The sequence below is a fragment of the Parasutterella muris genome (assembly GCF_943193095.1).
GTDB classification, from domain to species: Bacteria; Pseudomonadota; Gammaproteobacteria; order Burkholderiales; family Burkholderiaceae_F; genus Parasutterella; species Parasutterella muris.
Window position 1 is genome coordinate 1 of sequence record NZ_CALPCV010000023.1, and the last position, 25,168, is coordinate 25,168.

The following is a 25,168-nucleotide window of genomic DNA, read 5'->3' on the forward strand; positions in this document are numbered from 1 at the left end:
GCTCCCCGAGTTGGACTTGAACCAACGACCTGCGGATTAACAGTCCGTCGCTCTACCGACTGAGCTATCGGGGAATCAATAGACTGTAACTATACACAAACAAAGTCACTCGTGCAAATGAAAAGAGAAATTTTTTTCAATTTTTCGCTTGGATCGTACTCATCGACAGAACGCAAACAAAGAGACAAAAAAGACGCCGCGGTGCGCGGCGTCTGAAACTTTGCTTTGGCCTAAGTTTTAGAGGACTTCTTTAATGGCCTCGGCTGTGTATTTGACGTTTCCTTTATTGAGAGAGGCGACGCAGATACGTCCGCTCTTGACCGCGTAAACGCCGAATTCGTCCTTCAGGCGCTGAACCTGTTCGGGAGTCAGACCGGAGAAGGAGAACATGCCTTTCTGACGTGTCACAAATTCGAAGTCTTTCTTGGCGCCTAACGCTTTGAGTTCATCAGCGAGATCACGGCGCATCTCTTTGATGCGTTCGCGCATTTCTTTCAGGTCTGCGTGCCACTGAGCAAGAAGCTCCGGATCGTTAAGAACCTGACCGACAATCTTGGCGCCATGGGCGGGCGGGTTGGAGTAGTTGGCGCGGATGACCGCTTTAAGCGCACTCATAACTCTGGAGGCTTCTTCCGAGTTGTGGCAGACAACAGTCAGAGCACCGATACGTTCGCCATACAGGGAGAAGGACTTCGAGAAGGAATTCGCAACAAGGAATGTGATGCCCGAAGCGGCAAACTGACGGATGGCGCCTGCGTCTTCTTCAAGACCGTCGCCAAAGCCCTGATAGGCGATATCAAGGAAAGGAATCAGTTTGTGTGCGGCGCATACGTCAACAACCTGTGCCCACTGTTCCTGCGTCAGATCAAGACCTGTCGGGTTGTGGCAGCAGGCGTGAAGAATCACAACAGTGTTTTCTTTGAGGCCTTTCAGCGATTCAAGCATCGCGGGGAAGTTAATCTCGCCGCTTGCCTTGTCATAGTACGGGTAGGAGCCGACTTCGAAACCGGCCTGTTCAAAAATAGCAACGTGATTCTGCCAGGTCGGAGCGCTCACAATCGCTTCCGGATTCGGAAGTACCTGAGCGAGGAAGTCTGCGCCGACTTTCAGTGCGCCGGTGCCCCCAAGCGACTGGACTGTCACGGCTTTCTTGTCTTTGATCAGAGTGGAGTCCTCTCCGAAGAGGAGCTTCTGAACGCCGCTCGTGAATGAAGGCAGACCGGAAATGGGAAGGTAAGTATGGGGAGCACCCTCTTCAAGAATCTTCTGCTCGGCCTTTTCAACAACATTCAGCAGAGGAACCTTTCCTTCTTCTGTGCAGTACACGCCAATACTTAAATTGACTTTCTTTTCGCGCGGGTCAGTCTTGAAGGCTTCATTCAGACCGAGAATGGGGTCTTCGGGGGCTTGCGCAACAACATCAAAAATAGATTCAGACATCATTTCCTCTTGAGAGTTTGGATAAAAGGTATGACTCAAGATTAATCCAAAAGGTGACAGGATTTATTGTTTTTTTCTATCAATTGCGAAATTCGTACCAAACCCTCATACAGAACTTGTGCCTGACGGGTTTTCTCGTATTTCCAAATCATTGGAGATGTTTATAGTGGAGGGTGAAGGTGAAAATTTTTCAATTGAGCCTTCCGGTTAATGACTTGCCTTGAGTTAACATGAAGCAACAAGGAGAAAGAAATGAAAGTTGGAATTTGTGTACTCGCCGCGTGTCTTCTCGCCGCCTCCGCTGCGGCTAATGCGAAGATTGTGCATCGCTGGAGTCCCGAGGCCCTTGCTCAGGGAAAGTTTGTGGCTGAGAAAACTGCTTTTGTCCGTAAGGAAGTGAAGCAGGGGGGAATTCAGGTCGAGAATAAACATATTCTCGTCAAAGTTGACTACACAGGCAAACTCTTCCAAGAGCCCTATATGGTTGCCAAGAAATAAATCGGGAATAAACGGCGGCTTATTCCGGGTAAAAGCTCGGAAGTACCGCTCCCGAAACCAAAGGCCGATGCGAGCCGGTTATGCAAATAACCAATCTCCGTCGGCCTTTCCTATTGGTGAAACGAAAAGGCCCGCTTCCGATAACCGGAAGCGAGCCCTTTAAAAGAGACTTTCAGCTTTATTGATTAGGCTTCATCTTTTGAAAAACGCGGTGCGATGAATCCCCAAAGTGTCCAGCCTAAGAATGTGACCAGAGAGCCGTAGAAGACTTCATTGATGCCTGTGGAGAAGAGAGCGTAGAAGCTGTAGACTGCACCGATAAATCCGATGAACACATAGAACTTCGCTTTTGAAGCTTCAACCTTGGCAGCCTTCATGATGACTGCGACGGCAGCCATGGACAGGATGTACGGCATGATGTTTGTCACAACTGCAAGGTCAACCAGCGTGTTGAACTGTTTGAAGAGTTCGGGGCTGATGGTCATGAAGCAGAAGCAGGTCTGGATCGCAACGATGATCAGCATGCCGGCAACCGGAGCTTCCCACTTGTTCACTTTGGCGAAAACCTTCGGGAAGAAACCGTCAACAGCAGACTGCTGGAAAACTTTGGCGATCGTGAACTGCCAGCCGAGTGTGGAACCGGCGCAGGACAGAACGAGCAGCATCATGACGATCTTGCCGATCGTGGAGTTGAACATCATGGTGAAGGTCAGACCGAAAGGCGCATTGGATTTAACCAGTTCAGCGTTCGGAACAATACCGGCGATGATATTGGTGGAGACGATGTAGATGATCGCCACGCCGATCGTCGCAGCCATAACCGCAATCGGAACGTTCTTTTCAGGATTATCGACAGCGTCACTGTTGGCACAGGCGCTTTCCAGGCCGAGGAAGGCCCACAGCGTCATGGAGATGGAAGCGCCGACAGCACTGAAGAAGGGTTCATTGTGCGGGTTCCATGCTTCAACGTACATGGTGGGGCTGAACCAGAACCAGCCGATAACGGACAGAGCGAGAACCGGAAGAATGGCACACCAGACAGCGACGGAAGAGAACTTGCCGGTGATGGAGGCGCCCATGAAGTTGGCCGCTGTACAGACCCAGAGAACTGCGATGGTGGAAACGCATACAGCAACCGGAGAAAGCTCGATGCCTAAGAATTCAGAGCCGTAGCCGACACAGGTGATCGCAATCGCGATATTGGCGAAAAGCAGCGAGACGCCGTATGTGTAGTTGGCCATGAAGTTGCCGGCCTTGCCAAAGGCGTATTCGGTATAGCCGCCCATGCCGGGACGCTTACTGAACATACCGCATTTCGCGAAAGCATAGGCTAAGCACAGAGAACCGAGCGCGGTAATCAGCCAGGACAGAATGGAAATGGTTCCGACTTCAGCGAGTTTTGTCGGGAGCATGACAATACCGGAACCCATCATATTGATCGCAGTCAGCAGTGTGAGCTGCGTTACAGACATTTTTGCACGATTTTCAGACATTTTTTTCCTCTCAGGCCTTCGGCGCCGGGGCGCCGAAGGAAGATTGACTTGGGATCTTTTTATTTACTTGGACTGCATCAGTTTGTTGGCAACGTCTTCTTTGAGAACGTAGCAGTAGACGCGCTTCTTACCGTTCTCATCCTTGACGTAAACACCCTGAAGTTCAGGTGCGAAGCCCGGCATGCGGGTCATCGCTTCTTCCCAAGCGAGGAAGTATTCCAGAACCGGACCGCCCCAGACTTCGCCCGGGAAGCAGCAGAGAACTCCTGGAGGATAGGGAAGAGCACCTTCTGCGGCAACACGGCCTTCGGCCTGATCAAGCGGAATCAATTCAGCGTCGCCTCTGATGAAAGCAAAGTGAGCGGCCTGCGGATTGATAACGGATTTCGGGAAATAGTCCTTGCGGAACATTCTCTTTTGCAGCTCTTTAATGTTTCTGTCTTTATAGAAATCGTGCATTTCCTGACAGAGCTGACGAATCGTGTAACCCTTGTAGCGTTCTTCATTGGCTTTATAAATAGCCGGAAGAGCTTCTTCAAGCGGAGCGTCATCGTCAAGCAGACGTTCGAATCTGGCGATCTGCGTTACGAGATGATCCATCTTCTCTTTGTCTTCGGCAGGAGTCATCAGGAAGAGAATGGAGTTAAGGTCATTCTTTTCGGGAATGATGCCGTTTTCGCGGAGATAGTTGGCAAGAATTGTGGCCGGTACGCCAAATTCTTCATACTCACCGGTTTCAGTATTGATGCCCGGTGTGGTAAGCATGAACTTGCACGGATCAACGAAATACTGATTTGAGCCGTAGCCTTCGAAAGCATGCCATTTTTCACCCGGGACAAACTTGAAGAAGTTCAGATCGGTTGCGATCTGAGCGGTCGGATAATCCTGCCACGGTGTACCGTTGACTCTTGTCGGGATGAAGGGCTTAATGTAATGGCAAGTCGCAAGAAGCAGCTTTCTGGCTTCAATTGTTGTGCGTACGCAGTCGGCCCACAGATTTCTTCCGGCTTCGCCTTCCTGCATCTTCGCGTTGACGTCCAAAGCGGCAAAGAGCGGATAGAAGGGGCTGGTGGAAGCATGCATCATAAAGGCGTTGTTCACAACCTTGTGCGGGATGTATCTTGCCTGACCCTTAATGTGAGAGTCCTTCTTGTGAATCTGAGAAGTCTGAGAGAAACCGGCCTGCTGTTTATGTACAGACTGTGTGACGAAAATGCCGGGGTCTTCAGGTCCGAGGTCCAAGAGCAGCGGAGAGGAGTCGCGCATCATCGGAATGAACTGTTCATATCCGACCCAAGCGGAGTCAAACAGAATGTAGTCGCATAGATGACCGATACGGTCAACAACCTGACGAGCATTGTAAATAGTGCCGTCGTATGTGCCGAGCTGAATAACGGCAAGACGGAACGGACGCTTTGCGTCAGCTTTTTCAGGAGCGACTTCACGAACTAAGTCGCGCAGATATTTTTCGTCAAAGCAGTGTTCGTCAATACCGCCGATGAAGCCGTAAGGATTGCGGCTTGTTTCAAGGTAGACCGGAGTAGCGCCGGCCTGTAAAAGAGCACCGTGGTTGACGGACTTGTGATTGTTGCGGTCGTAAAGAACCAGATCGCCCGGGGTCAAGGCGGCGTTCAGAACGACTTTGTTGGAAGCGGATGTGCCGTTTAAGACGAAGTAAGTTTTGTCCGCGTTGTAAATCTTGGCTGCGGCTTTCTGTGCTGCGAGCGGAGCGCCTTCGTGAATCAGAAGGTCACCCATGGAAACGTCGGCGTTGCACAGGTCGGAGCGGAAGATTTCTTCACCGAAGAAATCATAGAACGCGCGGCCAGCCGGGTGTCTGCGGTAATAAGCACCGCCCTGATGTCCCGGGCAGTCGAACTGGGCCTTGCCCTGACGAACATATTTGTTCAAGGAGTCAAAGAACGGGGGAAGAACTTTGCTTTCATAACGGAGCGCGGCTTCGTCAATCTGGCGGGCGTACAGACGGCGGTTGGTGGGTTCGTCATTAATGACGCCGACGATACGGCCGATCAGCTCTTTCGGGGTTTCCTCATTTGCGTTCAGCATAAGGAAAATGGGAAGACCGAAAGCAGAAGCGTCTACTCGTTTAAGACGACCGTTGCGGTAGTCTTCCAAATCAATGACGACAGCGGAAATCTCAGTTAAGTCTGCAGAGTTTAAATCCAGAACTTCGCGTTCAACGTCAAGGATGTTTCTGATCTTCGGGGATGCTGCTACTTTAAGTTTTTGCATAATAAAAGTCCTCGCCGCTTATTTATAAATAATGAGCGGTTATTAAATTTAGGAATCGATCTCTGTGTTTTGGCGATAAAAATCCTGTCCTGTATTCGTTAAGGACATAGAACCCCATGCTCGAAATTAACGAGCAGCCAAATTTAGAGATGTGATAGGAAAAAATAAGCGCGTTTCTTTTTCAAACAAAAAAGAAACGGAAGGACTAGCAGCCGGAAGAGGAAAACTTGTCAAACGAGAAGCATTCACGCATTAAAAACTGCGTGAGATGACGCGTGCGTCTCATGCCTATGTTAAATAGGCACTTGCCGATATTAAATACACACATGGCAGTATTCCTAATGGATAAAGATGATCGTGCTTGATCTTCTCAAGCACGGGTTTATTCTAGGCTTTGTCTTACAAAATGGCACATTTCGTAAACCTATTTCGGAGAAGCGAATAGTTGCAAAAAATATTTTTTAAGTAGCAAACTGCATAGTATTTTTAATGAAACTATTCATTCGGAGCGCTCCACTTGAAAATTATTAAATATCCAAATTCACCCTTTGAACTTCATCAGCCTTTCGATGCGGCGGGCGATCAGCCCAATGCGATTAAAGAGCTGGTGGAAGGGATTGAGGACGGACTGACTGCTCAGACTTTGCTCGGTGTAACCGGAAGCGGTAAGACCTATACCATGGCAAATGTGATTGCCCAAACTGGGCTGCCCACTTTAATCATGGCTCCGAATAAAACTTTAGCGGCTCAGCTGTACGCCGAAATGCGGGACTTCTTCCCTAAAAATGCAGTTGAATACTTCGTCAGTTACTACGACTACTACCAGCCGGAAGCCTATGTGCCGCAGCGCGACCTCTTTATTGAGAAGGATTCTGCCGTCAATGAGCATATCGAACAGATGAGACTTTCGGCTTCAAAGAGTGTGCTCGAGCGAAGAGACGTCATCATTGTGGCAACCGTGTCGGCCATTTACGGCATCGGCAGCCCCGAGTCATATACGGAGATGCGCCTCATCCTCAAAGTCGGAGAACAAATCGAGCAGAGAGACCTGATTTCCCACTTGGTGCGTATTCAGTACGATCGAAATGATATGGAATTCACGCGCGGAACTTTCCGTGTCAGAGGCGATACGATCGACGTTTTCCCGGCTGAGCATTCCGAAATGGCGCTTCGAATCCAGCTTTTTGATGATGAAATCGAAGCGATGTACTTCTTTGACCCGCTGACCGGAAAGGTGCGCCAGAAAGTGGATCGATTCGCGATTTACCCGACATCGAACTACGTCACGCCGAGAGCGGAGATTCTCAGAGCGATTGAAGCGATCAAGCAGGAACTCAAGGAGCAGGAAGCAAAGTTTATTGCCGAGGGCAAGCTGCTTGAGGCCCAGAGAATCCGCGAGCGCACGCACTTTGACTTGGAAATGCTCAATGAGGTCGGTTTCTGCAAAGGTATTGAAAATTACAGCCGCCACCTCGAAGGAACGAAAGAAGGCGAGCCGCCCGCGACGCTCATCGATTATCTGCCGAAAGATTCATTGATGTTTTTTGATGAATCCCACGTGCTTCTCGGGCAGATCGGCGGTATGTACCGCGGAGACAATGCGCGAAAGTCGACTCTGGTGAATTACGGATTCCGTCTGCCGAGCGCTAAAGACAACCGCCCGCTCAGATTTGACGAGTTCGAGCGCAAAATGCGCCGCTCTGTGTTTGTGTCGGCAACGCCCGCCGACTATGAGCTGAATCATTCTTCCCAGATTGTCGAGCAGGTGGTGCGCCCGACCGGGCTGCTCGATCCGGAAGTGGAGGTGCGGCCTGCTGCGACGCAGGTTGACGACGTGCTCGGAGAAATTAAAACCCGAGTGGCTAAAGGACAGCGTGTCCTGATCACCACGCTGACAAAAAGAATGTCGGAAGATTTAACCGAATTCCTGCAGGATAACGATGTGAAGGTTCGCTATCTGCATTCGGACATTGATACGGTCGAGCGTGTTGAGATTATTCGCGATCTGCGAGCGGGTGTTTTTGATGTGCTGGTGGGCATTAACCTGCTGCGTGAAGGCCTGGATATTCCGGAAGTCACGCTGGTGGCCATTCTGGACGCGGATAAAGAGGGGTTCCTGAGAAGCGAACGCTCCCTGATCCAGACGATCGGACGAGCGGCGAGAAACGCGGAAGGCAAGGCGATTCTGTATGCGGATCACATCACGGATTCTATGCGGCGGGCAATCGACGAGACGGCTCGCCGACGTGAAAAACAGCACGCGTACAACGTCGCGCACCACATCACGCCAAAGAGCGTGAAAAAAGAAATCCGAGACATTATTGACGGTGTATATAAAGAAGATATCCTGGAAGATGATTTTTCACGAATCGATGGTGATGATTACCAGGCGATGGATCCGAAGCAGCTCGCAAAAGAACTTAAGCGGCTCGAAAATGAAATGTTCGAATACGCTAAAAACTTAGAGTTCGAAAAGGCATCTCAGGTTCGAGACAAAATCGCCCTCATTAAGAGGCAGGTTTTCGGTGCGAGCGTGGATGGCGAGGAATCCGGAGCAAAGAATTAGGCAGAAACAAAAAAATAGTTTGCGTTATTAAGGATTACCCTTATAATTTTGCAAATGGTCGGTTTGCGCTATATCCTTATTGTATAAGCGCGTATTGCACCTTTGCGGTATGTGTGAAAAAAATTAAGTTCGACAATTAATCAAGAAATAAAAATGGTCAAAGTATTGTTTGTATGTATGGGGAACATTTGTCGTTCTCCTACGGCGGAAGCTGTCTTTAAAAAGATGGTGAAAGAGGCTGGCCTCTCTGACAAAGTATTGGTGGATTCGGCCGGTACGCACGGCTATCATGTGGGCGAAGCGCCTGACGTGCGTGCGCAGATCGCGGGACGCAAGCGCGGATACGACCTCTCTGAGCTGAGAGCCCGCCAGATTACCGCAGATGATTTCAGAGAATGCGATTTTATTCTCGCTATGGATTGGGAAAATCTGACCGCGATGCAGCAGATTTGCCCGCCTATGTATAAACACAAACTCGCGCTGCTGATGAGATACGCGAGTGAATACGATACCGCGGTGGTGCCTGATCCGTACTACGGAGGCAACGAAGGGTTCAACACCGTCCTTGATTACTGCGAGGACGCCTGCGAAGGACTTTTGGAAGTCGTCAAAAAACGCGCTTCAATGTACGTTCCCGGCTCATCCCTTTAAGTCGGAAATGACCGTCGCTTAGTTGTCGATTCGATAATCTGATGACGGAGACCTCATTCTGAGGCCTCCGTTTATTTTTCTCTTATTTCCTACAGTTGTGGTCGGAAATTATTAAGAGTATTATTTCCGACGTATTAGATCGGAAATAGTATGAAGCTTACAACCAAAGGACGTTTTGCCGTAACTGCGATGCTTGATATCGCGCTCCATGACCCGGAGCAGTATGTGACGATCGCGGCGATTGGCGAGCGCCGTCATCTTTCAAGCGCTTATCTCGAGCAGATTTTTGGAAAACTGCGTCGGGCCGGGCTGCTTGAAGGAATCCGCGGACCCACGGGCGGCTACCGCCTGTCCAAGCCTGCGGATCAAATCACGGTGATGCAGATTCTCGACGCGGTGGACGCCTCTCTTGAGAAGTCAGTCTGCGAGAAGGATCGAGACTGTTGCGACGGAGAAGGCGAGTGCATTACTTTTGATCTTTGGGACAGGCTCAACGAGGAAATGAGACGCTTCCTCAGCGGGATTACGCTGAAAGGACTTGCAGAGCAAAAACTTCTGAAAGACCAAGGCATCCAGAAGATTTCGATCGTCAGAAATTTAACCGAAAAATCACAGACAACCCCTCATTAAAGGCTCAGCCTTTTGGAGACACAAATGAAGTTCCCTATTTACCTTGATTATTCTGCGACCACACCGGTTGATCCGAGAGTTGTCGACAAGATGATTCCGTGGCTCTATGAAAACTTCGGCAACGCCGCAAGTACCAGCCATGAGTACGGCTGGAAAGCCAAAGAAGCGGTAGAAAACGCACGCGCCGAAGTGGCTAAGCTCATCAACGCTGATCCGAAGGAAATCGTTTGGACAAGCGGTGCGACAGAAAGCGACAACCTTGCGCTTAAGGGCGCCGCGCGCTTCCACAAAGACAAAGGCAAGCATCTGATCACCGTCAAAACAGAACACAAAGCAGTGCTCGACTCCATGCGCGAACTCGAGAGAGAAGGCTTTGAAGTGACGTATATGGACGTCAAGGAAGACGGTCTTCTCGATCTGGACGAACTGGCCAAAGCAATGCGTCCGGACACGACTCTGGTTTCCGTTATGGCGATCAACAATGAGATTGGCGTCATTCAGGATATCGAGAAGATCGGAGAAATGTGCCGCGAAAGAGGCATCCTTTTCCACGTGGACGCCACTCAGGCTGTCGGCAAGATGCCGCTTGACATGCAGAAGATGAAAATTGACCTGATGAGCCTTTCCGCTCATAAAGTCTACGGTCCGAAAGGCATGGGCGCGCTCTATGTTCGCCGTAAACCGCGTGTTCGTATCGAAGCCATCATTCACGGCGGCGGCCATGAAAGAGGCATGCGCAGCGGCACACTCGCGACTCATCAGATCGTCGGTATGGGCGAGGCTTATCGTCTGGCTCGCCTTGAGATGGATGAAGAATGCGCCCGTATCAAGAAGCTTCGCGACAAACTGCTCAAGGGCCTTTCGGAGATCGAGGCTGTTCATGTCAACGGAAGCATGAAACACAGAGCTTGCTTTAACCTCAATATGAGTTTTGCCTTTGTCGAAGGTGAAGCGCTGATGGCAAGTTGCAAAGATATCGCCGTCTCTTCCGGTTCTGCCTGCACATCCGCAAGCCTTGAACCTTCCTACGTTCTGAGAGCGCTCGGTATTGACGATGAGCTTGCGCACAGCTCGATCCGTTTCAGCCTCGGCCGCTTCACAACGGAAGAAGAGATTGACTACACCGTCAAACTGATCAAGGAAAAAGTCGCCGAACTCAGAGAAATGTCTCCGCTGTGGGAGATGTACAAGGAAGGCGTTGACCTGAAACAGGTTAAATGGACAGATCACTAAAAAGTAAAGGAATTTCAGATGCAATACAGCGATAAAGTCATGGACCATTTCAACCATCCGAGAAATGTCGGCCGGATGGATAAAAACGATCCCAATGTTGGTACCGGAACGCGCGGCGCACCTGCCTGCGGCGATGTGCTGAGCCTGCAGATCAAAGTGAATGACAAGGGCGTCATTGAAGACGCAAAGTTCAAAACCTACGGCTGCACAAGCGCGATCGCTTCAAGCTCTTTGGTGACAGAACTGATTAAGGGCAAAACCATTGAAGAGGCTGAACAGCTGAAGAACTCGGCGATCGCTGAAGAGCTTGAGCTACCTCCCGTGAAGATCCACTGTTCAATTTTGGCTGAAGACGCGATCAAGGCGGCCGTTGAAGACTATCGCAGCAAACAGGCGAAAAAGGAGCAGAAATAATGGCCGTTACGCTGACAGAAAAAGCCGCGCAGCACGTTTCCGAATTTCTGGCTAAGCGCGGTAAGGGGCTCGGTCTCAGAGTCGGAGTGAAAACCAGCGGATGCTCGGGCATGGCCTATGCCCTGGAGTTCGCAGACAAGCTTGAACCGGAAGACAACGTTTACGAAAGCTTCGGCATCAAAGTGATCGTGGATCCGAAGAGCCTTCCCTACATTGACGGAACAGAACTTGACTTCGTTCGTGAGGGCTTGAACACCGGCTTTAAGTTCAAAAATCCTAACGAAAAGGAAAGCTGCGGCTGCGGCAAGTCCTTCCACGTTTAATTCTGATTGGAGGCGGCATGGCGGCTTTGAATCCGTTTGAAATTTTTGGTCTTGCACCGAAATTTGATCTGGACGAGGATCAGCTTCAGAAGAAGTATCTGGAAGTTCAGCGCAAAGTTCATCCCGACCGGTTCGCCTCCGCGTCCGATGCCGAGAAACGTGTCGCTGAGCAATGGGCGGCACTGATCAACGACGCCTACCACAAGCTTAATGACCCGGTTGAGCGCGGCAAACTGCTGTGCTCAATGAAGGGCGTCGTGGTGGACGGAGAAAGAAGCGGAACTCTTGATGAAACTTTCCTCTTTGATCAGCTCGAGCGCCGGGAGGCGATCGCAGATGCGAAAGCGGCCGCTGACAGTGCAGAGCTGGATCGGCTTAAAAAGGAAATTGAGTCCGAGAGGCAGGATCTGATCCGCCGCGTCAAAGAGGCGCTTGATGATAAGTCCGATGCTGCGCTGGCGGCTGAGGAAATTAAAAAAATCATGTTCTTAAATCGCCAGCTTCAGGATTTTTCATAATGTCCCTTTTACAAATTGCTGAACCGGGCATGTCAACCGCTCCTCACGAGGAGCGGTTCGCTGTTGGTATTGACCTCGGAACCACAAATTCTCTTGTCGCGACGGTGCGTAACGGTGCGGCCGAAGTGCTCCTTGATGAGAGTGATCGGAAACTTCTCCCGTCGGTTGTTCATTACGGAGAAGACGGAAGCATTACGGTCGGCGAGGGCGCTAAAGAATTCGCCCGTACCGACCCGGTGAACACGATCGCGAGCGTAAAGCGCTTAATGGGGCGAGGCTCGGAAGAGCTTAAAAATCATCGCTATATGCCGTACGACTTTGTTCACGGTGAAGGGATGGTTCAGCTTAAGACCGCTCAGGGCGTCAAGAGCCCGGTAGAAATTTCCGCAGACATACTGAAGACGCTCAAGGCCCGCGCCGAGCAGACGCTTGGCGGTGAACTGGTAGGCGCGGTCGTCACGGTGCCGGCGTATTTTGATGACGCTCAGCGTCAGGCAACCAAAGACGCGGCCAAACTTGCGGGACTGAACGTTTTACGTCTGCTGAGCGAGCCGACCGCCGCAGCGCTGGCGTACGGATTGGACAACAGCGCCGAAGGTCTCTACGTCGTGTACGATCTCGGCGGCGGTACCTTTGATGTGTCCGTGCTTCGACTGACGAAGGGCGTTTTTGAGGTGCTTGCCACCGGCGGCAACAGTCAGCTCGGCGGCGACGATTTTGACCAGCGCCTGTACTGCTGGGTGCTTGATCAGCTGGGTAATCCGCTGCTGACAAGAGCTGACAGCCGCATGCTGATGGCAAAGTCCAAGGCCGCTAAAGAAAATCTGACCGGTGAAACGAAAACGACAATTCACGCCAAACTGTCCGGCGACCGAATTGTTAACCTGACGATTTCGCGCGAAGTCTTCAATTCGATTACGCATCATCTGGTTGAGCGCACCATTGAAGCGACACGCCGGACACTGAAGGACGCGAAGTTAAAGCGCGATGAAGTCAAGGGCGTGGTGCTTGTCGGCGGATCTACTCGTATGCCTTGTATTCGCAAGGCTGTGGCCGATTACTTTGAGCGCGAACCGCTGACCAATATCGACCCGGATGAGGTCGTAGCGATCGGCGCGGCGCTTCAGGCGAATCTTCTGGCGGGCAACCGCTCCGGCGACGATTGGCTTCTTCTTGATGTGACGCCGCTTTCGCTCGGCCTGGAAACGATGGGCGGTTTGGTCGAGAAGATTATTCCGCGCAATACGCCGATTCCGGTCGCGATGGCTCAGGACTTTACGACCTTTAAGGACGGACAGACTGCGATGTCTTTCCATGTCCTGCAGGGCGAGCGTGACCTTGCCGAAGACTGCCGCTCGCTCGCTAAATTCGCACTGCACGGAATTCCTCCGAATGTCGCCGGCGCAGCGCGTATTCGCGTCACATTCCAGGTTGACGCTGACGGTCTGCTTTCCGTCACCGCTCGTGAACAGAAAACCGGAGTGGAAGCCGCGGTATCCGTTAAACCGTCCTATGGACTCTCTGAGGACGAGATTACACGCATGCTGAAAGACTCCTACGGTCATGCGCAGGAAGATATGAAGACACGCGAACTTCGCGAGCAGAAGGTCGAGGCGGCGCGTCTGTTGGAAAGTGTATATTCCGCGCTCAGCCAGGACGGCGATCTTCTGAACGAGGAGGAGCGTGCTCGAATCGACGCGATGATCGCTAAGCTTGAGTCCGATAGAGCGCAAGATGATGTACAGGCCCTGAAGCTGTCGATTAAGCTTCTTTCTGACGGAACCCAGGATTTCGCGGCAAGAAGAATGAATCGAACTATTCTTGCAGCGCTTCAGGGAAAAACAGTTGACGAGGTTTAAATAATGCCGAAAATTACAGTTCTGCCCCATCCGACAATCTGCCCGAACGGCGCAGAGTTTGAAGCGCCTGAAGGTGCCAATCTCGCCCGCCGTCTGATTGCCAACGGTGTCAATATCGATCACGCATGCGAGTTCTCCTGCGCCTGCACGACCTGCCACTGCTATATCACGAAGGGCTTTGACAGCCTACCGCCGGCGGAAGACGCAGAGGAAGATCTGCTGGACGAAGCATGGGCGCTTCAGAACAATTCCCGTCTGACCTGCCAAACCAAGGTCGGCAGTGAAGATATTACTGTTGAAATTCCCAAATACTCGCGTAACCACGCAAGAGAGAACGGCTGATGACGCTGACTTGGAAAGACACTCAGGACATCGCGATTGAGCTTGCGGATACGTACCCCGATACAGATCCGCTCACGCTCGGTTTCGAAAAGATGCACGCGATGATCTGCTCTCTGCCGGTTTTTAAGGATGATCCTCAGGCGAGCAATGAAAAGATTCTTGAAGCGATTTTGATGGCTTGGCTTGAAGAACGCGAATAGCTCAGGCGCTTCACAGACAAAAAACGGCCGAAAATTTCGGCCGTTTTTTGTCTGCTTCGGATTTAGTAGAGATCCAGCTCTGTAGGCATGCCTTCCTTGGCGGCTAAACCGACCAGAATTGAGAGCGAAGACTCAAAGGTGAAGAGTCCCGCTTCCATCCGATCAAGAATATCGTCCGGTGTCATGAGTTCAAATTTTTCCACTTCACCGTCAACGTTGTGCGGACGGAATGAATCCGAAACATCAGCGTTGAAAAGGATTGTATTCTCCCGCATCCAGCCTTCGTGTACCGGGCGCGAAATCAGATGGCGGGAACAGAAATAAAACGCGATAGTACCCGGCTTAATGCCGGCTTCTTCATAAGCTTCGCGAGCCATCGCCGAAGGGAAACTCTCGTTCAGAGACACCATGCCCGCCGCACAGTTATCCCAGTAGCCCGGCCCGATCGCTTTCTTAAAGGAGCGCTGGGCGACCCACAGTCTGCCGTCCTCTGTGAACGGATTCAGGTGTACGGCAAACGTGGAAAAAGCGAACGGACGGCACATTGCCCGTTCAATTGCGGCCAATGTGCAGGCTCTGCCAAGATCGTGCATCGGAACGACGGGCAGCAGCTCATCGCGCCAAGCGAACACCTTGCGTTCAGCTTTAAAAATCTGAGAAACCGCGGCAAGCCTGCGTGAGGCCTGTGCCGAATCCTGAGCACTAAAAAGCAGAGCGTCTTCGCGAATCTCAAAAAAACGGAACCGCCGAACCAGAAACAGAGCGTCCTGACGCAGAAGATGACCGACCTGAACCCCGTTAAAGACAAAGGGGATTCGCTCGTCCGGGATCGGTACCGCGGCTTCTGCGCGCTTTTGCGCGATTAATTCGGCAATTCTCGTTTTTCTATCCATGGCAGCTCCGATTAGGCTTCAGGACGCATGTGCGGGAACAGCAGTACGTCACGAATGCTCGCGGAGTCTGTCAGAAGCATGACAAAGCGGTCAAGACCGACGCCGCAGCCGCCTGTCGGAGGCAGGCCGTATTCGAGCGCGCGGACATAGTCGGCGTCGTAATACATGGCTTCATCATCGCCTTTGGCTTTCAGATCGGCCTGAGCTTTGAATCGAGCCGCCTGATCCTGCGGATCATTCAGTTCGGAGAATCCGTTGGCAGTTTCGCGTCCGGCCATGAAGAGCTCAAATCTTTCCGTAATGCCTTTGCGAGTATCGGAGGCGCGGGCAAGCGGAGAGATTTCAACCGGATAGTCGATGATGTATGTCGGCTGAATCAGCTTGGCTTCAGTCGTGGCTTCGAACATCGCCATCTGAAGCGCGCCGATGCCAGCGTCTTCTTTGGCGGGTTCGCCCAAACGGACCAGTTCCTTGCGCATAAAGTCCGCGTCTTCAAGCTGCTCGGATGTGTATTGAGGCGCATATTTGAGAACCGCGTCTTTGGCGGTCAGACGATCAAACGGTTTGGTCAGATCGATCTCGTGGCCCTGATAGGAAATTTTCGCGGTGCCGATCGTGTTGACGGCGACGGTTCTCAGAAGCTCTTCCGTGTAGTCCATCAGCCAGTGGTATTCCTTGTAGGCGGCGTAGAACTCCATCATAGTGAATTCAGGATTGTGACGGACGTCAATACCTTCATTTCGGAAGGAGCGGTTCAGCTCGAACACGCGTTCAAAACCGCCGACCACGAGTCTCTTCAGATAAAGCTCCGGAGCGATTCTGAGGTACATGTCCATGTCGAGTGCGTTGTGGTGCGTGATGAACGGTTTGGCGTTTGCGCCGCCCGGGATCGGATGCAGCATCGGAGTTTCCACTTCCATGAAGAAGTGCTCCATCATGAATTTGCGGGTTTCTGCGATGGCCTTGGAACGAATGATGAATGTTCTGCGGGTGTCCTCATTCATGATGAGATCCACATAACGCTGTCTGTAGCGCATTTCCGGATCAGACAGACCGTGGAACTTGTCGGGCAGGGGACGAATGTTCTTGGTCAGAAGACGAAGTGTCTTGACGCGAACGGTCAGTTCTCCTGTCTTTGTAAGGAAGAGATCGCCGCTGACACCGATGATGTCGCCGATATCAATCATCTTTTTGAAGAAATCGTAGACTTCTTCGCTAACTTCCGTTTTAGTCAGGAAAAGCTGAATGTGACCGGTGCCGTCTTTGAGCGTCATGAAGCTTGCTTTGCCCATGACACGCTTCAGCATCACACGGCCTGCGAGAGTAACTTCAACCGGAGAAGCTTCGAGCTCTTCAGCAGATTTTTCTCCGTGAAGCCGACGGACGTCACCTGTGCGGTCCTTCTGCACGAAGTCGTTCGGATAAGCGACGCCGGCGGCTCTGAGCTTATCGAGTTTTGCCAGACGTTCGGCAATCAGATGGTTTTCCTGAACGGCAGACTCTTCTGTCTGCTGTTCGGCTTTTTCATTTTCGTTAGACACTTTTTCCTCCATTAATAATTCGGATATCTGTAATAGGCTCTTTCCCAAAGTCACTGCTGTTCAGGTATTCAAGCAGTTTGCGCGCGGTCTCTTCCGCGCTGACCAAGCCGCCCTCCGATTTGAGCTTTTTAAAGCGATCGACGCCGGGGAAGGCGTCCGGAGAGCTTTCGCGGATGCGCGCCTGCATATCGGTATCGACAACACCGGGAGCGGTCGAGGCAAGTTTTGCGCCGTTCACGAGACGCGCCTGATCTTCCGCGGTGACAGCAGTAAATCGGTCAAGCGCCGCTTTGGTTGAGCAGTACATGGCCCAGCCGGGGACGGATTTGCGTGCGGCGCCCGAAGAAATGTTCAGAACGCGCCGATCGGCTTTCCAGTCCTTTGTGTCGGCCAGAAATGCTTGGGTAAGAAGCACCGGAATTTCAAAATTAATGCGAATGCAGTCCACCGCGGCCTGCGGTGTTTGGTATTCAATCGGACCGACAGGGCCGAGAACTCCAGCGTTGTTGATGAGGTTAACGCGCTCGAAATCCTTGTATTCCTCACCCGAAAGCCACCAGCTCAAAAGTTCTACCGCGCCTTTTCTGTCAAGCAGGTCGGCGGAGAACTGCACAAATTCGCAGTCAATTTCTTTGGCCAGATTGACGAGTTCGGAGTTCGGCTTGCGCTCCATCGTGACGACACAGTCGCCTTTTTTCAGAGACTGACGAGCGAGCTCAAAGCCCAAACCTCGTGAGGCTCCGGTAATAATCGTTAAAGTACGCACGCTTTAGACTCCCTGTTTAAGGCTTGCTTCGATAAAGTTTTCAAGCGCGCCGTCCAGAACCGCAGAGGTATTGCCGGTTTCAACATTGGTTCTCAGATCTTTGACGCGGGACTGATCCAGTACATAAGAGCGTATCTGATGTCCCCACGAAATGTCGCTCTTATTGTCTTCCAATTCCTTCTGAGAGGCCTGACGCTTGCGAAGCTCTGCTTCATACAGACGGCTTTTCAGCACGTTCATCGCTTCTTCACGGTTCTGATGCTGACTTCTGCTTGTCTGGCAGGTCGCGACAATGCCGGTAGGAATATGCGTGATTCGAATCGCGGAATCCGTTTTCTGAATGTGCTGACCGCCCGCGCCCGAGGCTCGGAAAGTGTCAACACGCAGATCCGCAGGGTTGATTTCGATTTCAAAGGAATCGTCGATTTCGGGGACCACAAACACGGATGCGAATGATGTGTGGCGGCGGGCGTTGGAGTCAAACGGACTCTTGCGGACTAAGCGATGAATGCCGGTCTCGGTGCGAAGCCATCCGTAAGCGTAGTCTCCGCCGATTTTGATAGTGCACCCTTTGATGCCTGCGACGTCGCCTTCCGTCTCTTCAATGATTTCAGCATCAAAGCCCTGACGTTCCGCAAATTTCAGATACATGCGCTCAAGCATGCTCGCCCAGTCCTGGGCTTCGGTACCGCCGGCACCGGCCTGAATTTCAAGGAAGCAGTTCGCGGAGTCGTGTTCCTGATTGAACATCCTCTGAAATTCGAGGTGTTCGACCTTCTTTCTGAATTCGGCGACGTCCGATTCAACGGATTCAAGCGTACCGTCGTCGTTTTCTTCTTTAGCCATCTCGAAGAGTTCAAGCGCGTCCTGAAGGCCGCCTGTCAGCTCTTTGAGCGTGAGAACAATGTTTTCGAGATGCTTCTTTTCTTTACTGAGCTTTTGTGCTCTTTCCTGATCCTGCCAAACGTCAGGATCCTCTAGTGCCTGAGTGACTTCCTCAAGCTGGCGTTCTTTTTGATCGTAGTCAAAGATACCTCCGAAGCTCGCCCGTGCGGGCAAGGAGGTCTTCGGCAGTCGTGCCGATTAGATTTAGTCGTTCAACTTCCATTTGCTGCAGTTTAGTTTTTGATGGTAAAAAATGAAATTATAGAAGAGGTTAGGCCCCCCAATCGTCGACCTCGTCTTCCATGCTTTCTACAATGAGCTGTACGGAGGTTCGCCCGGCCCATTCATTCAAATCCAGCTTATAGGCCAAGTGCACGTTTTCGGGAATCTCGCGTCTTCTGCGGAACCAGATCGCGTTCAGCGTGCGGCCGTCTGTTTCCAACACAAGCTTTAGGTGCTGATCTTTGAGAATCTTTTGAGAGAGCACGCGGAAGTGGTTGGCAAAAAGCGGTTCGGTAAAGCCCTGTCCCCATACGTTGGAACGGATTTCCCGAACTAATTCCGCATTAAAGTCTCCCGCGCTGAGCTCGCCATCGGTCAGGACATTCTTTTCAAAGGCGCCGGGCTGCGCGGTGTCGGTGATCGCCACTTCAAAAGCTTCCTTAAAGAGTTCGAATTTGTCCGCGTGTATGGTGAGGCCTGCCGCCATGGCGTGGCCGCCGAATTTAACAATCATCCCCGGGTTGCGCTTATCAACCAGATCCAGTACATCGCGAAGATGAATGCCGGGGATAGAGCGGCCCGAACCCTTCAGATACTGCACGCCGTTTTCTTCCGAAGGCGCAAACGCAATGGTCGGACGATAGGTCTTCTCCTTGATGCGGGAGGCGACAATGCCGACAACTCCGCTGTGCCAGTTATCGCCCTTGATGGCGATGGAGTTGGTTTCTCCGACCGCGATTGTTTGCGTTTCAATGAGCGCTTCTGCCTGCATATCATCTTCAATGCTTCGTCTTTTCTTGTTGAAGCTTTCCAGCTGATCGGCAATGTCCAGCGCATGGCCGTAATCGGAAGTGCAGAGACACTCTACACCCAGTTCAATCGAATCTAATCGGCCTGCGGCATTGATGCGAGGACCGATTAAAAAGCCTAAATCCGACGCGTTTAAAAAGAGCGTGTTTTTACGGCTCTTTGTCAGGAGCGCCGAGATGCCGGGCTGCATGCGGCCTTCACGCATGCGCTCAAGGCCTTTAGAGACCAAAATGCGGTTATTGCGGTCCAAGGGAACCACGTCAGCCACGGTGCCGAGAGAAACCAGATCGATGAAATTCAGCAGGTTGGGCTGTTTGCCGCCCGCAAAAGCGTTTCGTTTTCTGAGTTCTGCGCGCGTAGCAAGCAAAACGTAAAACATGACGCCGACACCCGCAAGCGACTTGCTCGGGAACGTGTCGCCGTGCTGATTTGGATTCACGATTAGGGTGTCCGGGACGCGGCTTCCGGGAAGATGGTGGTCTGTGACGATCACATCAATGCCCAGAGACTTCGCATACTCAACGGCATCGTAGGAAGAAATGCCGTTGTCAACCGTGATGATCAAATCGGGTTTTCTTTCCGCCGCTCTTTTAACCAGGGGCGTTGAAAGGCCATAGCCGTCTTTTTCCCGATCCGGGATCAGATAGTCGACGTTTTTAGCGCCGAGCGCGCGAAGGCCGAGGCGGGCAAGCGAAACGGAGGTCGCTCCGTCGCAGTCATAGTCGCCGATGATCATGATCTTCTTCTGCGCTTGGATCGCGTCGGCAAGATGGGCGCCGGCGGCTTCACAGTTTAAAAGCTGATCCGGCGCAAGCATATTGTGAAGATCGTAGTTCATGTCTTCGGGAGACTTGACGCCGCGGGCGGAGAGGGCGTGCGCGAGCGGTTCCGAATAACCGCGGTTAATCAGCGCCTGTACGGTGTTGTGGTCAAAACGACGTGTTGAGAATTTTGTCATGTGTCCAATCCGGTGTTAGAGATTGCCGGCGCTAAGCCAATCAGCGGCGTGGTCGTATTTTTTTCTGAAGAGAGAAAAACCTTTTGCGGGCTCCTTGGTTCGTTCAACAATGCTGACACGCATGCCCGAGCACGCCACAAGACGCGGATGATACTTTTCAAATCCGACGCAGCCCTCCATGTAGGTGCGGAGTTTTTCAATGGTCTGATCCCAAGTCATGGTCCACAGTTCGGGGTCCTCTTTAACGCGAGGGTCCTCAAAATCGGTCATGACGCAGAGACGATCGCCTTCCGGACAATCCGGCCAGCCTTTTTTCGGGCTGACGATGTAATTTTTTGAGATGCCTGCCGCTTCAGCCACGCCTTTCGCATACGGATCGTCCGAGAGCAGACAGCGAATTTGGGTGTAAGGCAGCAGCTGTTCATCAAAACCTCCGCCGCTTACCCAGAACCCGTCAAGTCTCGGTTTGCCTTCTTGGTTTCTTCTGCGGTTCAGCTCACTTGAAGCAAGCGCGCTTTCAATTTCCTGATGAAGCTCTTCCCACTGCGATGCGTTTTCGCCGTCGGCGGGCGTTTTGAGCTTGCCTCTTTGCGCTTCCCACGGCACACAAATCGTGTTCCATGCCTGCTTGCGAACAAAGAAGAAGCGTCCGTCAAGGACCTGCACGTCAAAATTAAACCGTCTGGCAAGCGGAGAGAAAAGATCTCTCAGATCGCACTCGTCATCAATGTCAAAGGTGTCAGACGAAGATTCCAGCCGCCCGTCTTCAAACCGATAGCCGTTCAGAGACCAGAATTCCTGATCGACTTTAGGGCCGCCGAGTCCTTTCCACGTGTAGGGGGCGGTAGGCGCAAGCGTATCGCGCTGGCTCAGCAGCATCCAGAGCCATTGGGAGGCGGTAAAACCGGAAAGCGCCGGATTGGCGAACACGTCAGTGCAGCGAAAACTGTCACAGTCGGCTAAGAACTCGCGAAGCGAGGCGGGGGCGACGGCTTTGCCGAGCCGTTTTGTCTGCTCGGGCGAAAGAACCAAATTTGGGAATAAAAATATTGTGGCTGGCATAACCTTGCCATTTTAATAGTCGATGCGCGACAGCTAAAATAATTCGACTAACTTATTGGATAAGATTTGTGAAAAATAAACCGCTTTCGTCTCTGCCGTTTGAGTGGATGATCGGCTTGAGATACACGTTTTCCAGACGCAAGGGAAAGAGAGACGGATTTGTCTCTTTTATTTCCGGCATGTCCATGGCGTCGATTGCGCTCGGAGTGATGGCGCTCATCATCGTGCTCTCTGTTATGAACGGCTTCCAAAAAGAGGTCAGAGACAAGATGCTTTCCGTGCTTTCTCATGTGGAAGTAGTCTCCCTCGGTCTGCCGATGAAGGATTGGCAGAAAACCGCGGAAACGCTTGAAAAGAATAATCCGGAAATCGTCGGGGTGGCGCCTTTTGTCCGCGGTCAGGGACTGCTTTCGAGTGGCCGCAATGTCAAAGGCGTGCAGATCAGCGGAATTGATCCGGAGCGGGAAAAATCCGTCAGCGACGTCGCGCAGGCTATGACAGCGGGTTCCCTCAGTGATTTGAAGAGCGGCGAATTCAAAATCGTTATCGGTACGGATTTGGCCAGACAGCTTGGCGTTGTCCCGGGAGATCAGATCACAGTGATGATTCCGCAGGGGCAGTTTACGCCCGCAGGAACGATGCCGAGAATGCGGCAGTTTACCGTCGCGGGTGTCTTTAATTCCGGCCACTATGAATTTGACAGCGCGATGAGCTTTATCAATCTTGAGGACGCGGAAAAACTTTTTAGAACCTCCGCTCCGAACGGCCTGCGCATCAAGCTTGAAGATATGCAGGAGGCGCCCGCTGTAGCGGCCAAACTCAACGGTACAATGCCGAGCGGGCTGATTGCGATGGATTGGTCGCGCCAGAACCGTACATGGTTTGCCGCCGTGCAGGTGGAAAAACGCATGATGAGCATCATTCTTTTTCTGATTGTGCTCGTAGGCGCTTTTGGTTTGGTGTCTTCCCTTGTGATGACGGTTAACGCAAAACGCAGCGATATCGCGATTCTGAGAACTCAGGGCGCGACGCGTCAGTCCATCATGAAAATTTTCATGGTGCAGGGCGCCTTTATCGGCTGCATGGGCGTTTTAATCGGCGTCGGAGCGGGACTTTTAATCGCCTGCAACGTGGGCGCAATCGTCGGATTTATCGAGCATCTCTTCGGAGTGCAGTTCCTGCCGAAAGAAATCTACTTTATTTCTTCAATGCCAAGCGATCCTCGGGCTTCCGACATTGTTCCGATCGCGATTTTCTCTTTTGTTCTCGCGTTGGCCGCCACGGTATACCCGAGCTGGCGTGCCGCCAATATTGAACCGGCGGAGGCGCTCAGATATGAATAACAAAGTTGTGCTGAAAGTCAAAGGTCTGACAAAAATCTTCAAAGAAGGCAAAGACTCTTTGGAAGTGCTCAAGGGCATAGATTTAGAAGTTGAAGAAGGCGTCTCCGTGGCGATTGTGGGTACCTCGGGCAGCGGCAAGTCCACTTTGCTCCAGTGCTTGGGCGCGCTCGATACCTTTGATGCCGGCAGCGTAGAAATTGACGGAGAAAATATTGCCGATCTGAGCGAAAAGCAGCGGACGCAGATGCGCAACCGAAAACTCGGTTTTGTGTATCAGTTCCACCATCTGCTGCCGGAATTCACGTCGCTGGAAAACACGGCGATGCCGCTCAAGATCAGACGGGTTCCGGCCGCTGAGGCGCAAAAGCGTGCGGAGCATCTGCTGGCTGCGATGGGACTTGAAGAACGCGTGGATCACCTTCCGAGTCAGCTCTCGGGCGGAGAGCGTCAGCGTGTCGCGATCGCGCGCGCCGTGTGCGGCTCTCCGGTTTGTCTGCTCGCCGATGAACCTACCGGAAACCTTGACCGGGAGACCGCGGTTTCAGTGTTTGATTATTTGGTGCGTTTAACGCGAGATGAGAAACTCACGCTGATTATCGTGACCCACGATCCGGAGCTTGCCGCGCGCTGCGACCGCATCTATCGGCTGAAAGCGGGCCGACTGATCGCGGAGAAGTAAATCATGAAGTCGCGCTGGATCGATACTCATAATCACCTCTTTGTTCTGCCGCACGAGCAGCAGAAGGCGGAAGTGACAGATGCCCGCGCCTGCGGAGTGGCAGCGGGTTTGGTATGCGCGGGAGGAACGGATAATTTTGAAGCTGCGATCCGGTGCGCTCACGAGTGGGATTCCTGCTATGCGCTCGCGCTGCACCCGCTATACCTGCGTGAAAGCTGGCGTTCAGATCTTCAGGTTTTGGAGGATGCGCTCTTAAAAAATCGAGAGGATCCGCGTCTTGCGGCGGTGGGCGAGTGCGGTCTGGACTTTTCCGATGACTGTTCCGTGCCTCGGGATATTCAGGAAGCGGTTTTCTCCGAGCATCTGAAACTCGCCCGAAGGTTAAAGCTTCCTTTAAGTCTGCACGGCCGAGGCGCTATGGATATCGTGCTCAAGCATTTGAGACGCATTCAGCCGCTCTGCGGCGTGATTCACGCTTTCAACGGAAGCGCGGCACAGGCTGAGCAGTTTATTAAGCTCGGATTCAAAATCGGATACGGCGGCGCGATGACGTACAACGGCTCAAAGCGGATACGCGCGCTGCTTGCTGCGCTCCCCGAGCATGCCTGGGTGCTTGAGACGGACTGTCCGGATATTCCGCCGAGCCGAACCCGTGAGCGGGAAGAAAATCCGCAGAGCGTTCTTGCCGATATCGCTGATTACGGCTTGGAGGCCGCAGAACTGCGCTCTATCAGTCCTGAAGAATCGTCTCGGCAGTCGCTGAGAAACACGCTTGAGGTTTTTCCCGCGTTCAGCGCGATACTGGCTGCCGCGCCTCAATAGCGGAAATTTGGGGTTGGCTGGGCATTTTTCCTTAACCGGAAAAATTGTGCCCGTTATCGGCAAATAGCAGAGGGCGGTTGATTAAGATTATGAGAAGCTGTTGAATTTATCTATGTTTTTCCGAATCAATATGGCTTTCGGAGCCGATATTTATCAATAAAAAGGACTAGGAAGTGAAACAAATTTTACTGGCTGTAACCGGCCCTGACAGTTTCGGCGTGGTGTACACGACCGCCAGCGCGCTCAGCAAACTCGGCTGCAACTTTATCAACATGAATCAGACAACTCTCTGCAATCAGTTTTCTTCTCTGATGATTGTTGAAAAGCCCGAGGAATTGTCTAATGAAGACATTCAGCAGTCGGTTAAGAAAGAACTTTGCGAAAAGGGCTTTGACATGTCCGTTACGACTCGGGATATTGTCAGGGGAGAAGAGACGCTCACGGAGGGCGAACCTTTTGTGATCACGGTTGACGGACCGCAGGAAGGCTCAAAAGATATTCTGACCGCGTTCACGCATGTCTTTTACGAGGGCCGTATCAACATTGACAGCTTCCGCTCGATCGAGCAGCCGACTGATGAAGATGGCAAACCGCTTGAAAAGGCCCGTGTGCTTTTAGTCTTTGAAGTGACGGTCCCTTTTGACGCGGACCGCAAGGCGCTTCATCGCACGCTTGCCGATATCGCTCATGATCGTCATTTATCCATGAGCATGCAGCACAGAAGAATTTTTGAGGCGATTCACCGCATTATCGTCGGGTAATCAAAT

The 25,168-nt window shown here is 52.0% G+C and carries 24 protein-coding genes and 1 tRNA gene; 15 read left to right on the forward strand and 10 right to left on the reverse strand.

Going from position 1 to position 25,168, the window contains the following annotated elements; translation table 11 throughout:
- Position 1: 1 nt before the first annotated feature.
- Both NFR90_RS08630 and NFR90_RS08635 read right to left on the reverse strand, forming a co-directional pair.
- Positions 2–74: transfer RNA gene (locus NFR90_RS08630), tRNA-Asn, on the reverse strand.
- A 163-nt stretch (positions 75–237) separates the two neighbouring features.
- Positions 238–1,440 (reverse strand): amino acid aminotransferase, encoded by a 1,203-nt coding sequence (locus NFR90_RS08635; protein ID WP_251452297.1) that lies wholly within the window; start codon positions 1,438–1,440, stop codon positions 238–240.
- A 252-nt stretch (positions 1,441–1,692) separates the two neighbouring features.
- Here NFR90_RS08635 and NFR90_RS08640 point away from each other — a divergent pair, with 252 nt between their 5' ends.
- Positions 1,693–1,938, forward strand: coding sequence for a hypothetical protein (locus NFR90_RS08640; RefSeq protein WP_251452299.1), 246 nt, complete (start codon positions 1,693–1,695; stop codon positions 1,936–1,938).
- A gap of 185 nt (positions 1,939–2,123) precedes the next feature.
- Here the strand turns inward: NFR90_RS08640 and potE are convergent, their stop codons facing one another.
- The gene (gene potE, locus NFR90_RS08645; RefSeq protein WP_160335788.1) at positions 2,124–3,431 is read right to left on the reverse strand and encodes a putrescine-ornithine antiporter; all 1,308 of its coding nucleotides are present in this window, start codon (positions 3,429–3,431) and stop codon (positions 2,124–2,126) included.
- 63 nt (positions 3,432–3,494) lie between these two features.
- Entirely contained in the window at positions 3,495–5,684 is a 2,190-nt protein-coding gene (gene speF / locus NFR90_RS08650; protein ID WP_251452301.1) for an ornithine decarboxylase SpeF, read from the reverse strand.
- Between the two features lie 517 nt (positions 5,685–6,201).
- Between speF and uvrB the strand changes: the two genes are divergently transcribed.
- The 10 genes from uvrB (at position 6,202) to iscX (ending at position 14,420) form a co-directional block, all read left to right on the forward strand.
- Positions 6,202–8,250 (forward strand): excinuclease ABC subunit UvrB, encoded by a 2,049-nt coding sequence (gene uvrB / locus NFR90_RS08655; RefSeq protein WP_251452303.1) that lies wholly within the window; start codon positions 6,202–6,204, stop codon positions 8,248–8,250.
- A gap of 153 nt (positions 8,251–8,403) precedes the next feature.
- Positions 8,404–8,901, forward strand: coding sequence for a low molecular weight protein-tyrosine-phosphatase (locus tag NFR90_RS08660; protein WP_160335785.1), 498 nt, complete (start codon positions 8,404–8,406; stop codon positions 8,899–8,901).
- Positions 8,902–9,051: 150 nt separating this feature from the next.
- A complete protein-coding gene (locus tag NFR90_RS08665) occupies positions 9,052–9,531 on the forward strand; it encodes an Rrf2 family transcriptional regulator (RefSeq protein ID WP_160335784.1) in 480 nt (159 codons plus the stop codon).
- A gap of 24 nt (positions 9,532–9,555) precedes the next feature.
- Positions 9,556–10,764, forward strand: a complete 1,209-nt coding sequence (locus NFR90_RS08670; protein ID WP_251452304.1) for an IscS subfamily cysteine desulfurase — start codon at positions 9,556–9,558, stop codon at positions 10,762–10,764.
- Between the two features lie 18 nt (positions 10,765–10,782).
- Positions 10,783–11,178 (forward strand): Fe-S cluster assembly scaffold IscU, encoded by a 396-nt coding sequence (gene iscU, locus NFR90_RS08675; RefSeq protein ID WP_160335782.1) that lies wholly within the window; start codon positions 10,783–10,785, stop codon positions 11,176–11,178.
- Complete coding sequence (gene iscA / locus NFR90_RS08680; RefSeq protein ID WP_160335781.1) at positions 11,178–11,501, forward strand: iron-sulfur cluster assembly protein IscA; 324 nt, start codon at positions 11,178–11,180, stop codon at positions 11,499–11,501. Before iscU ends, iscA begins: the two co-directional genes overlap by 1 nt.
- A 17-nt stretch (positions 11,502–11,518) precedes the next feature.
- A complete protein-coding gene (gene hscB, locus NFR90_RS08685; RefSeq protein WP_251452305.1) occupies positions 11,519–12,019 on the forward strand; it encodes a Fe-S protein assembly co-chaperone HscB in 501 nt (166 codons plus the stop codon).
- Positions 12,019–13,878 carry a Fe-S protein assembly chaperone HscA gene (gene hscA / locus NFR90_RS08690; protein WP_251452306.1) on the forward strand — a complete coding sequence of 620 codons (1,860 nt, stop codon included), beginning with the start codon at positions 12,019–12,021 and terminating at the stop codon, positions 13,876–13,878. Before hscB ends, hscA begins: the two co-directional genes overlap by 1 nt.
- A gap of 3 nt (positions 13,879–13,881) precedes the next feature.
- Positions 13,882–14,220, forward strand: coding sequence for an ISC system 2Fe-2S type ferredoxin (gene fdx / locus NFR90_RS08695; protein ID WP_251452307.1), 339 nt, complete (start codon positions 13,882–13,884; stop codon positions 14,218–14,220).
- Positions 14,220–14,420, forward strand: a complete 201-nt coding sequence (gene iscX, locus NFR90_RS08700; protein WP_160335777.1) for a Fe-S cluster assembly protein IscX — start codon at positions 14,220–14,222, stop codon at positions 14,418–14,420. The genes fdx and iscX overlap by 1 nt, the downstream gene beginning before the upstream one ends.
- A gap of 62 nt (positions 14,421–14,482) precedes the next feature.
- Here iscX and NFR90_RS08705 read toward each other — a convergent pair whose 3' ends face one another.
- The 6 genes from NFR90_RS08705 to NFR90_RS08730 form a co-directional block, all read right to left on the reverse strand.
- Positions 14,483–15,313, reverse strand: a complete 831-nt coding sequence (locus NFR90_RS08705) for an NUDIX hydrolase (protein WP_251452308.1) — start codon at positions 15,311–15,313, stop codon at positions 14,483–14,485.
- Between the two features lie 11 nt (positions 15,314–15,324).
- A complete protein-coding gene (gene lysS / locus NFR90_RS08710; RefSeq protein WP_251452309.1) occupies positions 15,325–16,866 on the reverse strand; it encodes a lysine--tRNA ligase in 1,542 nt (513 codons plus the stop codon).
- Entirely contained in the window at positions 16,847–17,620 is a 774-nt protein-coding gene (locus tag NFR90_RS08715; protein WP_251452311.1) for an SDR family NAD(P)-dependent oxidoreductase, read from the reverse strand. Before NFR90_RS08715 ends, lysS begins: the two co-directional genes overlap by 20 nt.
- A gap of 3 nt (positions 17,621–17,623) precedes the next feature.
- Positions 17,624–18,728, reverse strand: a protein-coding gene (gene prfB, locus NFR90_RS08720; RefSeq protein WP_251452313.1) for a peptide chain release factor 2 whose coding sequence is annotated in 2 segments (ribosomal slippage) — positions 17,624–18,646 and positions 18,648–18,728 — 1,104 coding nt in all. Because the reading frame shifts where the segments join, the coding sequence is not laid out codon by codon here.
- 48 nt (positions 18,729–18,776) lie between these two features.
- Positions 18,777–20,495, reverse strand: a complete 1,719-nt coding sequence (gene recJ / locus NFR90_RS08725; protein ID WP_251452316.1) for a single-stranded-DNA-specific exonuclease RecJ — start codon at positions 20,493–20,495, stop codon at positions 18,777–18,779.
- Between the two features lie 15 nt (positions 20,496–20,510).
- Entirely contained in the window at positions 20,511–21,557 is a 1,047-nt protein-coding gene (locus tag NFR90_RS08730) for a hypothetical protein (RefSeq protein ID WP_251452318.1), read from the reverse strand.
- 107 nt (positions 21,558–21,664) lie between these two features.
- Here NFR90_RS08730 and NFR90_RS08735 point away from each other — a divergent pair, with 107 nt between their 5' ends.
- The 4 genes from NFR90_RS08735 (at position 21,665) to NFR90_RS08750 (ending at position 25,162) form a co-directional block, all read left to right on the forward strand.
- A complete protein-coding gene (locus NFR90_RS08735) occupies positions 21,665–22,900 on the forward strand; it encodes a lipoprotein-releasing ABC transporter permease subunit (RefSeq protein ID WP_251452337.1) in 1,236 nt (411 codons plus the stop codon).
- The gene (locus NFR90_RS08740) at positions 22,893–23,579 is read left to right on the forward strand and encodes an ABC transporter ATP-binding protein (protein ID WP_160335770.1); all 687 of its coding nucleotides are present in this window, start codon (positions 22,893–22,895) and stop codon (positions 23,577–23,579) included. Before NFR90_RS08735 ends, NFR90_RS08740 begins: the two co-directional genes overlap by 8 nt.
- A gap of 3 nt (positions 23,580–23,582) precedes the next feature.
- Positions 23,583–24,401, forward strand: a complete 819-nt coding sequence (locus tag NFR90_RS08745; RefSeq protein ID WP_251452321.1) for a TatD family hydrolase — start codon at positions 23,583–23,585, stop codon at positions 24,399–24,401.
- Positions 24,402–24,574: 173 nt separating this feature from the next.
- The gene (locus NFR90_RS08750; protein WP_251452323.1) at positions 24,575–25,162 is read left to right on the forward strand and encodes an ACT domain-containing protein; all 588 of its coding nucleotides are present in this window, start codon (positions 24,575–24,577) and stop codon (positions 25,160–25,162) included.
- The last annotated feature ends 6 nt before the right edge of the window (positions 25,163–25,168 follow it).

Excerpts from the sequence above, each read along its gene's own strand:
- speF (WP_251452301.1), bottom strand. The coding sequence starts at position 5,684 with ATGCAAAAACTTAAAGTAGCAGCATCCCCGAAGATCAGAAACATCCTT.
- recJ (WP_251452316.1), bottom strand. The coding sequence starts at position 20,495 with ATGACAAAATTCTCAACACGTCGTTTTGACCACAACACCGTACAGGCG.
- hscB (WP_251452305.1), top strand. The coding sequence starts at position 11,519 with ATGGCGGCTTTGAATCCGTTTGAAATTTTTGGTCTTGCACCGAAATTT.
- NFR90_RS08665 (WP_160335784.1), top strand. The coding sequence starts at position 9,052 with ATGAAGCTTACAACCAAAGGACGTTTTGCCGTAACTGCGATGCTTGAT.
- NFR90_RS08705 (WP_251452308.1), bottom strand. The coding sequence starts at position 15,313 with ATGGATAGAAAAACGAGAATTGCCGAATTAATCGCGCAAAAGCGCGCA.
- NFR90_RS08745 (WP_251452321.1), top strand. The coding sequence starts at position 23,583 with ATGAAGTCGCGCTGGATCGATACTCATAATCACCTCTTTGTTCTGCCG.
- iscU (WP_160335782.1), top strand. The coding sequence starts at position 10,783 with ATGCAATACAGCGATAAAGTCATGGACCATTTCAACCATCCGAGAAAT.
- NFR90_RS08670 (WP_251452304.1), top strand. The coding sequence starts at position 9,556 with ATGAAGTTCCCTATTTACCTTGATTATTCTGCGACCACACCGGTTGAT.
- iscA (WP_160335781.1), top strand. The coding sequence starts at position 11,178 with ATGGCCGTTACGCTGACAGAAAAAGCCGCGCAGCACGTTTCCGAATTT.
- NFR90_RS08660 (WP_160335785.1), top strand. The coding sequence starts at position 8,404 with ATGGTCAAAGTATTGTTTGTATGTATGGGGAACATTTGTCGTTCTCCT.
- potE (WP_160335788.1), bottom strand. The coding sequence starts at position 3,431 with ATGTCTGAAAATCGTGCAAAAATGTCTGTAACGCAGCTCACACTGCTG.
- NFR90_RS08640 (WP_251452299.1), top strand. The coding sequence starts at position 1,693 with ATGAAAGTTGGAATTTGTGTACTCGCCGCGTGTCTTCTCGCCGCCTCC.
- lysS (WP_251452309.1), bottom strand. The coding sequence starts at position 16,866 with ATGGAGGAAAAAGTGTCTAACGAAAATGAAAAAGCCGAACAGCAGACA.
- NFR90_RS08635 (WP_251452297.1), bottom strand. The coding sequence starts at position 1,440 with ATGTCTGAATCTATTTTTGATGTTGTTGCGCAAGCCCCCGAAGACCCC.
- fdx (WP_251452307.1), top strand. The coding sequence starts at position 13,882 with ATGCCGAAAATTACAGTTCTGCCCCATCCGACAATCTGCCCGAACGGC.
- NFR90_RS08735 (WP_251452337.1), top strand. The coding sequence starts at position 21,665 with ATGATCGGCTTGAGATACACGTTTTCCAGACGCAAGGGAAAGAGAGAC.
- hscA (WP_251452306.1), top strand. The coding sequence starts at position 12,019 with ATGTCCCTTTTACAAATTGCTGAACCGGGCATGTCAACCGCTCCTCAC.
- NFR90_RS08730 (WP_251452318.1), bottom strand. The coding sequence starts at position 21,557 with ATGCCAGCCACAATATTTTTATTCCCAAATTTGGTTCTTTCGCCCGAG.
- NFR90_RS08740 (WP_160335770.1), top strand. The coding sequence starts at position 22,893 with ATGAATAACAAAGTTGTGCTGAAAGTCAAAGGTCTGACAAAAATCTTC.
- iscX (WP_160335777.1), top strand. The coding sequence starts at position 14,220 with ATGACGCTGACTTGGAAAGACACTCAGGACATCGCGATTGAGCTTGCG.